Below are 12,423 nucleotides of genomic sequence, written 5' to 3'. Positions count from 1 at the left end.
TGCGATCCTTGGCCGGTGCTGCTGAGGATCCTCGAACTGGTGGGCATCGTGGCGTTCGCGGCCTCGGGTGCCCTGGTGGGCGTCACCAAGCGACTCGACATCTTCGGGGTGTGCTCGGTCGGTGTGTTCACCGGCATCGGCGGCGGTATCGTCCGCGACGTTCTCCTCGGCGTCCATCCGCCCAGCTCTCTGAGCAGTTGGCCGTACTTCGGAACCGCCGCCGCCACCTCACTCGCCGTGTTCTACCTCCACGAGCCGCTCAATCGACTGCGTCGTGAAATCCTGGCGCTCGACGCACTGGGGATGGGCTTGTTCGCGAGCACCGGCGCCGTCATCGCGCTGGACAACAACGCCAGTTCGCTGGCGGCGACGTTGATCGGTGCGACCGCGGCGATCGGCGGCGGCGTGATCCGCGACGTTCTCGTCAACGAGGTGCCACTGCTCCTGCACAAGGACCTGTACGCGGTTCCCGCACTGCTCGGCGCTGCGTTGGTGGTCACAGTCTCGCAAGCCGGACTGTCCACCAACGCCGCGCTGGTGTGCGGCACGGCGTTCGCCGCGGTGTTCAGACTGCTTGCCTTATGGCGTCATTGGAGCCTGCCCGGGCCGAGGCGAACCCGGGACTGACCGCGACACGCCGGAGGCCGGAATCGGACCCTCTCAGCCGCATCTCAGCACTTCAGTCCAAACTGTCGGTATGCGTATTTTGGTGGTCGACGACGACCGGGCGGTTCGCGAGTCGCTTCGGCGGTCGCTCAGCTTCAACGGCTACACGGTCGAGCTCGCGGTCGACGGGCTCGACGCACTCGAGAAGATCCTCGCCAACCGGCCCGACGCCGTCGTGCTCGACGTCATGATGCCGCGACTCGACGGACTCGAAGTGTGCCGTCGTCTTCGCAGTGCCGGCGACGACCTGCCCATCCTCGTGCTCACCGCCCGCGATTCGGTCAGCGAGCGAGTCGCCGGCCTCGATGCCGGAGCGGACGACTACCTGCCCAAGCCCTTCGCTTTGGAAGAGTTGCTTGCCAGGTTGCGTGCACTACTTCGCCGCACCGCGCCCGATCTGGACGCCGATTCCGAAATGATGGCGTTCGAGGACCTCACCCTCGACCCGGTCACCCGTGAGGTCAAGCGCGGAGAGCGATCGATCAGCCTGACGCGCACCGAGTTCTCCCTCCTCGAAATGCTCATGGCCAACCCACGCCGCGTGCTGACCCGTGGACGCATTCTCGAAGAAGTGTGGGGATACGACTTCCCGACGTCCGGCAATGCCCTCGAGGTGTATGTCGGCTACCTGCGTCGCAAGACGGAAGCCGACGGCGAACCGAGGTTGATCCACACCGTCCGCGGAGTCGGCTACGTCCTGCGGGAGACGCCTCCGTGATCACCGCTCCGTTCGGCAAGAACGCCGAACCTAAGAAATCCTCCACCACCCAAGCGTCCGTCGAAATGCGCCCGCCGATGCCACTGACCCGTTCGGTGTCATTGCGTTGGCGTGTGACGCTGCTCGCCGCGTCGGTGGTGGCCATTGCCGTCGCAGTCATGGCGATCGCTGCCTACGCGGTGGTTTCGCGTGCGCTCTACGCGGACGTCGATCACCAGTTGCGTACCAGGGCAGCGGTGCTCATCGACAGCAATGTCGTGCGATTCGATCCTCGCTACATCTCCGGTGCGACGCTGTACACCACCGACATCAGTGTGGCCCTGATCTTCTCGGACCTGAGCACGTACCAGCCGCCCGGTTCCGACGTGCCGATCGGCGAAGCCGAAGATGCCGTTGCGCGTGGTGAATCGGATTCTTCGCTGCGAACCGTCGACGGCCAGCGAGTGCTTGCTCAACGGACGCATGACGGAAGCACTTTGGTGATTGGTCAGCGGCTCGCGCCGACCGTTGCGGTACTGGATCGGCTGGCCTGGGTGCTCTTCGTGGTCGGTGGGTGTGGTGTCATCCTGGCTGCGGTGGCGGGTACTACCGTGGGCCGCACCGGTTTACGGCCCATCGCCAGGCTGACTGCCGCCACCGAACGAGTCGCCCGGACCGACGATCTGACGCAGATCCCCGTTACCGGCAGCGACGAATTAGCGCGCCTGACAGAGAGTTTCAACACGATGCTGCGGGCGCTCGCCGAGTCCCGTGAGCGTCAGTCGCGCCTCGTTGCGGACGCCGGACACGAGTTGCGCACACCGTTGACTTCGTTGCGTACCAACATGGAATTGCTGATCGCGTCAAGTCGCCCCGGTGCGCCGCAGATTCCCGACGAGGACATGGCGGAACTTCGTGCCGATGTCGTCGCGCAGATCGAGGAACTGTCGACTCTGGTCGGTGACCTTGTCGATCTGGCCCGCGAAGACGCACCCGAAACCGTGTACGAGCGCGTCGACGTCAGCGACGTCGTCGAGCGTGCGCTCGAACGAGCGCGGCGCAGGCGCAACGAAATCGAGTTCGAGGCGGTCACGACTCCGTGGTACGTCTACGGAGATCAAGCGGGCCTGTCGCGTGCCGTGCTGAACGTCCTCGACAACGCTGCGAAGTGGAGTCCGAAGGGCGAACAGGTACGCGTCGAAATGCGTCCGGTGGGTCAAGGATTGTTGGAATTGACCGTAAGTGATGCGGGACCTGGAATTCCGGAGGAGGATCGGGAGTTGGTGTTCGATCGTTTCTACCGGTCGACCGCGGCACGTTCGATGCCGGGATCGGGTCTGGGACTTGCGATTGTGCGTCAGGTCGTCGTCAAGCACGGCGGCACAATCGCGATCGACGAATCCGATCGTGGGGGAGCGCTTGTTCGTATCGTGCTTCCCGGTGAACCGGGGCCGAGTGCCGAGTAGCGTGTTCTGTAGACCGTTGGTCCCGCGCTTCGGTGACTGACGTCACGGCTTAATGCGTTCGGCCCGAAAGTCTTTCGGGCCGAACCGACAACACCGGTTTTTCACGTCGAACTCTGGGTAAAGTGACAGGCACGTCTCAGCGCCTTCTCAGCAGCGCAAGGCAGCATTGTCGGCAGAACAGTTGTGACTGCCCGTCCGGTGGTCACCGTAGACGAAAGCGAGCCGATGACCGAGGACCGTAACGTCGGGCCGACCCGGCCCGAGCAGCCCAACAGCGAGCCCACCACCCAGGCGCAGCCGACAGCACCTCAAGCACAGCCTCCCGTGCCGCCGCAGCAGCCTCAGGGGCAGGCGCCTCAGCAGCCGTACCAGCCGACCGAGTCGTTCGCCCGACCCGCCGAAGCCTTCGGGCAGGCACAGCAGCAGCCCACGCAGGCTTTCGGCCACCCGCACGGTGCCCATGAGGCCGCGTACCAGCAGAGCGCCCCGTACGGCGCACCCAACCCTGGTGGCCCCGGCGGTCCGAACGGCCCGGGCGGCGGCCACAATCAGATCCCCGCACCGCTGCAGGGGCCGAACTCCGGTTCGACCACCACCAAGCCGAAGTCGGGACGCATGGCGCTGGTTGCCGGCGCTCTCGCCCTGGTCCTGGTCAGTGGTGGTGTCGGTGGCGTGGTCGGCGCCGTCGTCGCGGACCGCAACGGTGGAACCGCGACGGTCACCAACTCTCTGAACGCTCCGAAGCCCACTGCGACCAACACGTCCAACGCTCCCGCCGGCTCGGTTCAGGCCGTTGCCTCGAAGGTCGTGCCGAGCGTCGTGCAGATCGAGGTAGCCACCGCGCAGGGACAGGGCGGTGAGGGCTCCGGTGTCATCCTGTCCTCCGACGGTCTGATCCTGACCAACAACCACGTTGCCGGCGCACAGGGAGCGCAACTTCGCGTTGCGTTCTCCGACGGAACCAAGGCCTCGGCCACCCTTGTCGGTGCCGACCCCGTCTCCGACATCGCCGTCATCAAGGTCGACGGTCGAAACGACCTCACCCCCATCGATCTCGGCAACTCCGGCGACGTCCAGGTCGGACAGCAGGTGGTTGCCGTCGGGTCCCCACTCGGCCTGGCCGGCACGGTCACCGAAGGCATCATCTCCGCACTCGATCGCCCGGTGTCCACGAGCGGCGAGTCCGGCAACCAGAACACCGTCATCGACGCTCTGCAGACCGACGCAGCGATCAACCCCGGCAACTCCGGTGGCGCCCTCGTCAACATGGACGGCCAGCTGATCGGCATCAACACGGCGATCGCCTCGCTCGGAGCGTCGTCGGGTACCCAAGGCGGTTCGATCGGCCTCGGTTTCGCCATCCCGATCGATCAGGCACGCCGCGTCGCCGACGAACTGATCAAGACCGGCAAGGCGACTCAGGCCATGATCGGCGTGACCGTGCCGTCGCAGGACAACGCCGACGGCGCAACCGTCATGGATGTCACTGCTGACGGGCCGGCCGCCAAGGCCGGTATCCCGAAGGGTGCAGTCATCACCAAGGTCGACGATCGTGTTGTCGCAGATGGTGATTCGCTGATCGCGGCAGTGCGTTCACATGCTCCCGGCGACAAGGTCTCGATCACGTACAGCGACGGCGGGCAGACCAAGACCGTCGACGTCACGTTGGGAACCGCGGCAGCGCAGGGCGGTCGATGATGTTCGGCGATCAGCAGACGATCGACCCGATCTTCGGCCAGATCGCAACGGCGTCGGGATCGGACACTACGGTAGGAGTCATGGAACTCGAAGCCACATCGGCCGGCCGCGCTCTGGTCGTCATCGTCGACGATCGCACAGCCCACGGCGACAACACCGACTCCATCGGTCCACTGGTCACGGAACTGCTGAACGAAGCGGGTTTTCTCGTCGATGCGACGGTCGCCGTCGCCGCCGACGAAGTGGAGATCCGCAACGCTCTCAACACCGCAGTCATCGGTGGCGTCGACCTCGTCATCTCGGTCGGCGGTACCGGGGTATCCCCGCGTGACGTCACTCCTGACGTGACCGCTGAGGTTCTCGATCGCGAGATCCCGGGAATTGCCGAAGCACTTCGTGCCTCCGGTCTTTCGGCCGGATCGCTCGAAGCAGGCTTGTCCCGCGGCCTCGTCGGGGTTTCGGGAAGCACCGTGGTAGCCAATCTGGCGTCGACCAGGCCGGCAATTCGCGACGGCATGGCAACCCTGACGGCTTTGGCGAGTCACGTGATCGCCGAGCTGTCCAGCCTCGAGGGCTGAGACAGCTTGTCGGAGCAACCAGATACCCCGAAGAAGCCGTCAGTCGACAAGAAGCGCCTGGCGCGCATCTTCGGGGACGTCTTTCCCGAGACGACGTCGGACGAGCGGGGTCCCGAAGGATCCTCGCGGTCCTCGGACGACGACTGGCTGCGCAGTCAGCGGCCCCCGCACCACGGCGGTTGAGAAGTAAATCAGGCCCCCGGACAATTGTCCGAGGGCCTGATTTGATCTGTGGGCACTGCCTATTCGAGAGTCTTGGCGTGCGCTCCCGTGTCGGCGCCACCGGCATTGGCCGAGAGGATGTCGCGGATCTGGATGAGCAGATCGGTTTCGCTGGCTTCCTTGTCCTCGGGCTCGGAGACGAACTTCTTCTTCGCTGCATTCGCAGGGACGATCAGCACGAAGTAGACGACCGCTGCGATGATGATGAAGTTGATGATCGCGGTGACCACAGCACCGATATTCACGAAGGTTTCGGAATTACCGGCAATGATCTCCTTTCCCCAGCCCAATTCGTCGGATCCGCCGATAGCTGCGATGAGTGGGTTGATGATGTTGCTGGTGAATGCCGTGACGATGGCGGTGAAGGCTGCGCCGACGACAACCGCGACGGCCAGGTCGAGCACGTTTCCGCGAAGCAGGAAGTCCTTGAATCCCTTGAGCATGTCGGTGTCCCCTCGAGTCTCCGATGGCAAGTGCCAGATGGTCCGTTGATACCGAACCGACTGGAAAAATCCTAGAGGAGCTTCGGACGCTTTGTGCGGTCAGCGGAATGTCACGGTGATCGCATTGGACAGAGATGCCGCGGCTACGACGTTGGCTGCTGGTGTCGGCAGGGCCAGCAAAATCACCTGTTCCTGCTGGTTACGTGTACTTTCCGATGTGGTGACCAACGCGACTACCGCTCCTGCCGCAAGAATTTGTGGGGCCTTGTCTGCAACTGATTCGTTGGGTGTGTCGGGGTGGGGCGTGTCTGGGCGGGATGTGTCAGGGCCGACGGTCAGGACGTCGACGACGTCCCCGCTGCGCAACATGTCCGCGACGGCCGCATCGGCCAATCGGACGGGGACGATGCGGGCGTCGTCGGTTCCTACCGACAACCCGGCCAGCCGTGGGCTGAGAACGCGCACGTCGGTGACGGTTTCTCCGGAGCGAATCGGGCCGGCAACGGTTCTCCCGACTACCAGGTCGGTGTCGGAGACAACTCCTTCGGGAAGTTGTTTCGAGTCGATCTCTCGCATCTCGACATCCGAATCCGCTATCACCTGCCCCGGAGTGAGATCGCGGCTCGAGACAACTACGGCGACCGTATCGGTCGCGGGATCGCCTCGAAAGAAGAGAACAACGCCGAGTGTGGCGAGGACAACGGCTGCGATCTTACGGACTGTCGCCGTGCGGAATCGTGTGCCCCGTGTCAGTTCGACGACGCGATCGAAGGTGCTCGGGCTGAGATCGAGTTGGGCGCGCAGTGGATCGGAGCGCCTCGGCGAGCGAGAACGTGCTGACGGCATTCATGCACGTTAGGGCCGGAAGCGGTGCTTCCGGCCCTAACCATGTGAAACTGTGGACAACCCGGAGGTTGTGGAAATCAGCTCGCGGCAGCCTTTGCGGGCGCCGGCGTGCTGGTCGACGAACTCGATGTCGAAGAGGAGTCCGACTTGGACTCGGACTTCGCAGCGGGTGCCGAATCACTCTTGGCGGGCTCGCTCGCAGTCCCGGAGCCGCCGCGGCTGTCGGTGCGGTAGAAGCCGCTGCCCTTGAACACGATGCCAACAGAGTTGAACAGCTTGCGGAGCTTGCCTGAGCAAGCTGGGCAGACCGTCAGCGAATCTTCGCTGAAGGACTGGACGATGTCGAAACGGTTGTCACATTCCGTACATGCGTATGAGTAGGTGGGCACCGGGCTTCCTCCGCACTGTGATGTTCGAGCAGCCGCGTATTTACACCGCAGCCTTTAGCACTCTACAAGTGACAGTGCCAACAGCGCTAATCAGGGATCTATTCCCGCAGATCAATCGCCTTTGAGTTGCGTGAGGCCGCCGCGCGGCGTCAATGCCCAGCCCATGGGAATGTCGTGGTCGTCGGCAGGCAAGGCCTCGACGAGTTCGGAGTCTCTGACAATTGCCACGAGCCGAGTCTGTGGTCCGACCGACCCGAGCGTCCGGTCGTAGAAGCCTGCGCCACGGCCGAGGCGTGTTCCGCGAAGATCCACCGCGAGAGCAGGGACAAGCATGCATTCCACGTCGGACAGGGCTTCCGGTGGCAAGACGGGTCCGACAGGCTCCCGAATGCCGTACTTCGCGGGACGCAAACCGTCCGCGCCGCTGTACTCGACCCAGGACAACGGTCCCGGCTCCCCGGTGATCGGAAGTAGTACACGCTGAGCGATCTCGGCAACGGCGTCGAGCAAATCGGTGGATCCTGGTTCGGTGCGGGTGGGGACGTACGCACAGACGACCGAGCCGTCGACAATCACTGAACGTATGTGCGTGATCAACGCCGCAGTTTCCGTGTTTCGAGTGTGCTCGGAGACTGCATCACGTGCTGCGAGTGTGATTTGTCGCCATTGTGCTTTTGTCTGAGGTGTCACCCCGCAACGATATTCGTCGTGCTGACCGAGCGGTAACAAGCGGCGGCTAAGGTGTTGGCATGACAGACGTTGTCGCTAGCAGCACGAGGGCCTTCCGTACGGCCGTGGTTCCCGCAGCCGGACTTGGTACGCGTTTCCTGCCTGCCACCAAGACGGTTCCGAAAGAATTGCTGCCGGTCGTGGACACACCGGGTATCGAACTGGTGGCAGGTGAAGCTGCGGACTCGGGAGCCGAGCGGCTCGTCATCGTGACGTCCCCGGGCAAAGACGGCGTGGTTGCCCACTTCGTCGAGGATCTCGTGCTCGAAAGCAAGCTGGAAGCAAGCGGAAAACTCGCTGCCCTGGCGAAGGTGCGCAAAGCGCCGGGTTTGCTCGAAGTCGACTCCGTGATTCAGGAGCAGCCCCTCGGCCTCGGGCATGCAGTCGGTTGCGTCGAGTCGGTTCTCGACGACGACGAAGACGCCATCGCGGTCCTTCTGCCCGATGATCTCGTACTACCGCGTGGCGTCCTGGAGATCATGGCGCGTGTTCGTGCCAAGCGCGGCGGGTCCGTTCTCTGTGCAATCGACGTCCCGAAAGACGCAGTCAGCGCGTACGGCGTCTTCGACGTCGAGATCGTTCCCGACGCGGTCAATCCCGACGTCCTCAAGGTCGTCGGCATGGTCGAGAAGCCGGCTGTGGAAGACGCGCCGTCGACCTTTGCCGCTGCAGGTCGCTATCTGCTCGATCGTGCGATCTTCGACGCACTTCGTCGCATCGAGCCGGGAGCCGGCGGTGAGTTGCAACTCACCGACGCCATCGCTCTCCTGATTTCCGAGGGCCATCCGGTTCACGTGGTGGTGCACCGCGGAACGCGTCATGACCTGGGCAACCCCGGCGGGTACCTCCGCGCTTCGGTGGACCTGGCACTCGACAGTGACGATTACGGCCCGTCCTTGCGTAAGTGGCTCGCGGATCGGCTCGACCGCTGAGCGTGTCGCCACGGTGGTTGATCGCCCGATAACGCAGTATCAATGTGCTTGTCCCTTTTCGGCGGCAAGGCATCATGAGCTGACGGATATCACCGAATTTCCAGACACAGGAGGACGCGGACCAGATGCGGTCGGTTGAGGAGCAGCAGACCAGGGTTACCGCTGCTGCAGTGGCACCCCGTCCGGTTCGGGTCGCCATCTCGGAGGCGCAGGGACTGCTGTGTGCCGAGGAAGTGGTGACCGAACGCCCATTGCCGGGATTCGATCAAGCTGCCATCGACGGTTACGCGGTTCGTAGTGTCGATGTCGCCGGCGCCGGAGCCGACCTCCGAGGCGAGGACGGCGAGCCTACCGACCTCAGCTTGCCGGTGGTCGGTGAGGTGACGGCGGGCTCACGCCAACCGATCCGCTTGCAACCTCGCCAGGCCGTCCGAGTCGACACCGGCGCGCCGTTGCCCACGCTGGCCGACGCAGTTCTTCCGCTCGAGAACACCGACGGTGGTCGCGCTCGCGTTCGGATCTTCGAGCCGGTGCGTTCGGGCGATTACGTTCGCCGTGCAGGCGACGACGTCCAGCCGGGCGACGTGGCCGTTCGGGCAGGCACCATCATCGGAGCCGCACAGGTCGGGTTGCTTGCCGCGGTCGGCCGCGACAAAGTACTCGTCCATCCGCGTCCGCGCCTCTCCGTCATCAGCGTCGGTGGAGAACTCGTCGACGTGGATCGCACGCCGGGACCCGGTCAGGTTTACGACGTCAATTCGTATGCCCTCGCCGCCGCAGCGCGCGATGCCGGCGCCGACGTCAACCGTGTGGGAATCGCAGGCAACGACTCGCGTCGTCTTCGCGAAGTAGTCGAGGGACAGCTGATTCGCTCGGAAATCGTTGTCATCGCCGGTGCCGTGGGCGGCGGAGCGTCCGACGAGGTTCGTGAGGCGCTTGCCGACCTGGGGACACTCGAGGTGGAGCGCGTTGCCATGCATCCGGGATCAGTGCAGGGCTTCGGAAAGCTGGGAAGGGACGAGGTTCCGACCTTTCTCCTACCGTCCAACCCGGTCAGCGCACTGGTGGTATTCGAAGTCATGGTTCGCCCGCTGATCAGAATCGCGCTCGGACGCCGCCAGCCGATGCGGCGAGTAGTGAAGGCGCGGACAGTGGGAACGATCACGTCGATTGCCGATCGCAAGGGTTTTCTGCGTGGTCAGCTGATGCGTGACGAAGCGACAGGGGAGTACCTGGTGCAGGCCCTCGGGGGTGCGCCCGGTGCGTCCTCACATCTCCTCGCGACCTTGGCGGAAGCCAATTGCTTGGTTCTGGTCGATCGAGACGTCACCGAAGTGCACATCGGTGAAGAAGTCGACGTAGCTTTTCTCGCCCAACGTGGGTAACGCCGACCCGAGTGGGGTGTGATGTCAGTCCATCCAGGATGGCCGGAAGATCTCGGCCCGCTGCGAGTGCCCGCGGGAGTGGTGACCGTCCGCCCCGTGAAGCTCCGTGACGCTGCTGTGTGGAGTCGTCTCCGCATTCGCGATCGCGAGCACCTCGAGCCGTGGGAGCCCACCGGAGAATCGCCCTGGGATGCTCGCCACCACATCACCGTCTGGCCGTCCCTGTGCGGAAACCTTCGCTCCGAAGCGCGCAAGGGCAGGATCCTCCCCCTGGTGATCGAACTCGACGGGAAGTACTGCGGGCAGGTCACCATCGGAAATGTGGTGCGCGGCGCTCTGCGGTCCGCCTGGGTGGGCTATTGGGTCGCCTCGCACGTGACCGGTGGGGGCGTAGCCACAGCTGCCGTTGCACTCACACTCGATCACGCATTCTCGAAGGTCGGTCTGCATCGAGTGGAGGCCACTGTTCGGCCGGAGAACGCGTCGAGTCGCGCAGTCCTACGAAACGTGGGGTTCCGGGAGGAAGGTCTTCTCAAGCGCTACCTCGATGTCGACGGCCAATGGCGTGATCATCTTCTGGTCGGAATGACCATCGAGGAAGTACCCACCACCGTCGTCGACAGATTGGTGCGGTCCGGACGCGCTTCGTGGGTGTGACGAAGACGGCGCCAGAAGCGTGAGAAACGCGAGCTAAACAGCAGTTACCGCTGAGTAGTCCTACTTTCGGTCGGGAAAATGTGGTTTTTGATTCAACCAGAACTTGAGACTTTTGGGACTGAACCGGAAGTTCAGTTCGGTACGCGTGTGACACATGAGTATGGTGGGGTTCGGCGCGTCGGCAACGATGCGAGGGCGTCGGCCGTTAACCTTGACTCGTCAACGGCTGGCATAGGTGCTGGTAGGTGATCGGGAGGAGGCCGCGGCATGCCTAGCTCATTCGTGTGGATCGGGCTGGTGGCCGTGTGGCTGTTCGTCCTGGTGCCGATGCTTGTCAACAAGCGCCCCAGGATCCGGCAGACGAGTGACGCGGCACTCGCGACTCGAGTACTCCACCGCGGCGACAGCAACCCTGTTCAGCGCGGGCCGGCAGCAGGACATCGAAGCGATCCGAACTGGCAACCAGAACCAGTGCGCAGCAGCTACGACGCGGAGGACCAGATGGACACTCACGCAGAAGACGACTACGCCGGCGGTCGTGCACCGGTCGGAGAATTTGTTCCGGTTCGGCGCGGCCGAGGCGGATTCGACCCCGAAGCGGATGCCATCGCCCGGGAGGCGCGGTATGCATTCCGTCAGCGGACGTTGCTGGGCCTTGCGTTCGTCGCGATTCTCTCGGGCGCTCTCGCATTGATCATCTCGCCGATGGTGTGGTGGTTGTTTGCGCTGACCGTGTGCGGCCTCGGCGGGTACATGGCGTACTTGCGTCGGCAGGTTCGGATCGAGCAGGAGATTCGCCGCCGTCGTACCGAACGCCTCAACCGATCGCGACTCGGAGTCGAATCGCACACCGACGAAGAGCTTCGCCTGATTCCGGCGCGACTGCGTCGGCCAGGAGCGGTTGTCCTCGAGGTCGACGACGAAGATCCGGTGTTCGATCACCTGGATCACTACGAAGAAGAGATCAGGCACACCGAGATGCGTCGCGCGTCCGGTCAGTGATCTTCTGGGCCGATCTTGTCGGGCCGAAAGTTCGTGTCGGGTGATTCCAACGGGAGTATTCGTTCCTGTTAGAGTTGCCGAGCACCGCTGAGGCGGTGGCACGGGGCTGTGGCGCAGTTGGTAGCGCGCTTCGTTCGCATCGAAGAGGTCAGGGGTTCGATTCCCCTCAGCTCCACCAAGAAGTACCAGCGAAAAGGGTCTTTCAACGAAAGTTGAACGACCCTTTCCTGCATTTTCAGGGCCTGCCCGAATTGCGAAGATTCGATCTGAGTGTGCGCCGTTTCATACGATTGCGACCGCTGATCCGGACCGTTGAGCTTCCAAGTGAGGGATGATCCTTGGGCGGATACATGTTTGCCGGAAATGTAACGAGGGTGTGTCCGGTGCGATAGGCACGGTGAGTCTGCCGCAGTTTTCCGCAGGTCGGACGTATGTGTCGGGGAGGAATGTCGATGAGCCAGCCACGACGGCTAGCGATGATGCTTGTTGCTGTGATGTGCCTGATGGGTATCGGCGTCCTTGCCGTATCGGTCTTCCCCGCCATCGTCGCCGCCCAACCTGGCGGCAACAGCGGTGGTGGCAACAACGGCAATGGAAACGGCAATTACGGCAACAACGGTGGCAATAACAACGGCAACGGTGGCGGTCACAACGGCAACAACGGCAACGGTGGCGGCAACAACGGCAACGGCAACTATGGCTGGCATTGTCAC

The 12,423-nt window shown here is 63.6% G+C and carries 15 protein-coding genes and 1 tRNA gene; 11 read left to right on the top strand and 5 right to left on the bottom strand.

Going from position 1 to position 12,423, the window contains the following annotated elements:
• The first annotated feature begins 15 nt into the window (after nt 1–15).
• From RHP72_RS21295 to RHP72_RS21270, 6 genes are all read left to right on the top strand, one after another.
• Nucleotides 16–627 carry a trimeric intracellular cation channel family protein gene (locus RHP72_RS21295; protein ID WP_003946409.1) on the top strand — a complete coding sequence of 204 codons (612 nt, stop codon included), beginning with the start codon at nt 16–18 and terminating at the stop codon, nt 625–627.
• Between the two features lie 70 nt (nt 628–697).
• Nucleotides 698–1,384, top strand: a complete 687-nt coding sequence (locus tag RHP72_RS21290; RefSeq protein WP_003946387.1) for a response regulator transcription factor — start codon at nt 698–700, stop codon at nt 1,382–1,384.
• A gap of 65 nt (nt 1,385–1,449) precedes the next feature.
• Nucleotides 1,450–2,829, top strand: a complete 1,380-nt coding sequence (locus tag RHP72_RS21285; protein ID WP_020908630.1) for a HAMP domain-containing sensor histidine kinase — start codon at nt 1,450–1,452, stop codon at nt 2,827–2,829.
• Nucleotides 2,830–3,054: 225 nt separating this feature from the next.
• Nucleotides 3,055–4,527, top strand: coding sequence for a S1C family serine protease (locus tag RHP72_RS21280; RefSeq protein WP_230793089.1), 1,473 nt, complete (start codon nt 3,055–3,057; stop codon nt 4,525–4,527).
• Between the two features lie 80 nt (nt 4,528–4,607).
• Nucleotides 4,608–5,105 (top strand): molybdenum cofactor biosynthesis protein B, encoded by a 498-nt coding sequence (locus RHP72_RS21275; protein WP_176720912.1) that lies wholly within the window; start codon nt 4,608–4,610, stop codon nt 5,103–5,105.
• 6 nt (nt 5,106–5,111) lie between these two features.
• Nucleotides 5,112–5,288: a hypothetical protein gene (locus tag RHP72_RS21270; protein WP_003946347.1), complete on the top strand. Its 177-nt coding sequence runs from the start codon at nt 5,112–5,114 to the stop codon at nt 5,286–5,288.
• Nucleotides 5,289–5,347: 59 nt separating this feature from the next.
• Here RHP72_RS21270 and mscL read toward each other — a convergent pair whose 3' ends face one another.
• From mscL to RHP72_RS21250, 4 genes are all read right to left on the bottom strand, one after another.
• Complete coding sequence (mscL, locus tag RHP72_RS21265) at nt 5,348–5,770, bottom strand: large conductance mechanosensitive channel protein MscL (protein WP_007727535.1); 423 nt, start codon at nt 5,768–5,770, stop codon at nt 5,348–5,350.
• A 99-nt stretch (nt 5,771–5,869) separates the two neighbouring features.
• Nucleotides 5,870–6,616 (bottom strand): SAF domain-containing protein, encoded by a 747-nt coding sequence (locus tag RHP72_RS21260; RefSeq protein ID WP_047272494.1) that lies wholly within the window; start codon nt 6,614–6,616, stop codon nt 5,870–5,872.
• Between the two features lie 77 nt (nt 6,617–6,693).
• A complete protein-coding gene (locus tag RHP72_RS21255) occupies nt 6,694–7,005 on the bottom strand; it encodes an FmdB family zinc ribbon protein (protein WP_003946378.1) in 312 nt (103 codons plus the stop codon).
• Nucleotides 7,006–7,116: 111 nt separating this feature from the next.
• Entirely contained in the window at nt 7,117–7,695 is a 579-nt protein-coding gene (locus RHP72_RS21250; RefSeq protein WP_030536326.1) for a 5-formyltetrahydrofolate cyclo-ligase, read from the bottom strand.
• Between the two features lie 59 nt (nt 7,696–7,754).
• Between RHP72_RS21250 and RHP72_RS21245 the strand changes: the two genes are divergently transcribed.
• The 5 genes from RHP72_RS21245 to RHP72_RS21225 all read left to right on the top strand — a co-directional run bounded on the left by RHP72_RS21245 (nt 7,755) and on the right by RHP72_RS21225 (nt 11,888).
• Nucleotides 7,755–8,666 (top strand): UTP--glucose-1-phosphate uridylyltransferase, encoded by a 912-nt coding sequence (locus RHP72_RS21245; RefSeq protein ID WP_003946415.1) that lies wholly within the window; start codon nt 7,755–7,757, stop codon nt 8,664–8,666.
• A gap of 125 nt (nt 8,667–8,791) precedes the next feature.
• Nucleotides 8,792–10,051, top strand: coding sequence for a gephyrin-like molybdotransferase Glp (gene glp / locus RHP72_RS21240; protein WP_003946353.1), 1,260 nt, complete (start codon nt 8,792–8,794; stop codon nt 10,049–10,051).
• Between the two features lie 21 nt (nt 10,052–10,072).
• Complete coding sequence (locus tag RHP72_RS21235; protein ID WP_007727523.1) at nt 10,073–10,708, top strand: GNAT family N-acetyltransferase; 636 nt, start codon at nt 10,073–10,075, stop codon at nt 10,706–10,708.
• Nucleotides 10,709–10,975: 267 nt separating this feature from the next.
• A complete protein-coding gene (gene glpR / locus RHP72_RS21230; RefSeq protein ID WP_007727521.1) occupies nt 10,976–11,710 on the top strand; it encodes a gephyrin-like molybdotransferase receptor GlpR in 735 nt (244 codons plus the stop codon).
• Nucleotides 11,711–11,812: 102 nt separating this feature from the next.
• Nucleotides 11,813–11,888: transfer RNA gene (locus RHP72_RS21225), tRNA-Ala, on the top strand.
• 292 nt (nt 11,889–12,180) lie between these two features.
• On the opposite strand, the gene RHP72_RS21220 is transcribed toward RHP72_RS21225, so the two are convergent.
• Nucleotides 12,181–12,423 (bottom strand): hypothetical protein, encoded by a 243-nt coding sequence (locus RHP72_RS21220; RefSeq protein WP_158170056.1) that lies wholly within the window; start codon nt 12,421–12,423, stop codon nt 12,181–12,183.

Origin of the sequence: Rhodococcus sp. SG20037, assembly GCF_031763325.1 — a bacterium.
Taxonomy (GTDB): Bacteria; Actinomycetota; Actinomycetes; order Mycobacteriales; family Mycobacteriaceae; genus Rhodococcus_F; species Rhodococcus_F qingshengii.
The sequence above is the reverse complement of the archived record's forward strand: the minus strand, read 5'-3'. Positions and strand labels throughout refer to the sequence as shown.

What these genes read in the sequence shown, in the direction of transcription:
- RHP72_RS21275 (WP_176720912.1), top strand. Translation starts at nt 4,608, where the DNA reads ATGGAACTCGAAGCCACATCGGCCGGCCGCGCTCTGGTCGTCATCGTC.
- RHP72_RS21285 (WP_020908630.1), top strand. Translation starts at nt 1,450, where the DNA reads ATGCGCCCGCCGATGCCACTGACCCGTTCGGTGTCATTGCGTTGGCGT.
- RHP72_RS21245 (WP_003946415.1), top strand. Translation starts at nt 7,755, where the DNA reads ATGACAGACGTTGTCGCTAGCAGCACGAGGGCCTTCCGTACGGCCGTG.
- RHP72_RS21260 (WP_047272494.1), bottom strand. Translation starts at nt 6,616, where the DNA reads ATGCCGTCAGCACGTTCTCGCTCGCCGAGGCGCTCCGATCCACTGCGC.
- glpR (WP_007727521.1), top strand. Translation starts at nt 10,976, where the DNA reads ATGCCTAGCTCATTCGTGTGGATCGGGCTGGTGGCCGTGTGGCTGTTC.
- RHP72_RS21290 (WP_003946387.1), top strand. Translation starts at nt 698, where the DNA reads ATGCGTATTTTGGTGGTCGACGACGACCGGGCGGTTCGCGAGTCGCTT.
- mscL (WP_007727535.1), bottom strand. Translation starts at nt 5,770, where the DNA reads ATGCTCAAGGGATTCAAGGACTTCCTGCTTCGCGGAAACGTGCTCGAC.
- RHP72_RS21235 (WP_007727523.1), top strand. Translation starts at nt 10,073, where the DNA reads ATGTCAGTCCATCCAGGATGGCCGGAAGATCTCGGCCCGCTGCGAGTG.
- glp (WP_003946353.1), top strand. Translation starts at nt 8,792, where the DNA reads ATGCGGTCGGTTGAGGAGCAGCAGACCAGGGTTACCGCTGCTGCAGTG.
- RHP72_RS21280 (WP_230793089.1), top strand. Translation starts at nt 3,055, where the DNA reads ATGACCGAGGACCGTAACGTCGGGCCGACCCGGCCCGAGCAGCCCAAC.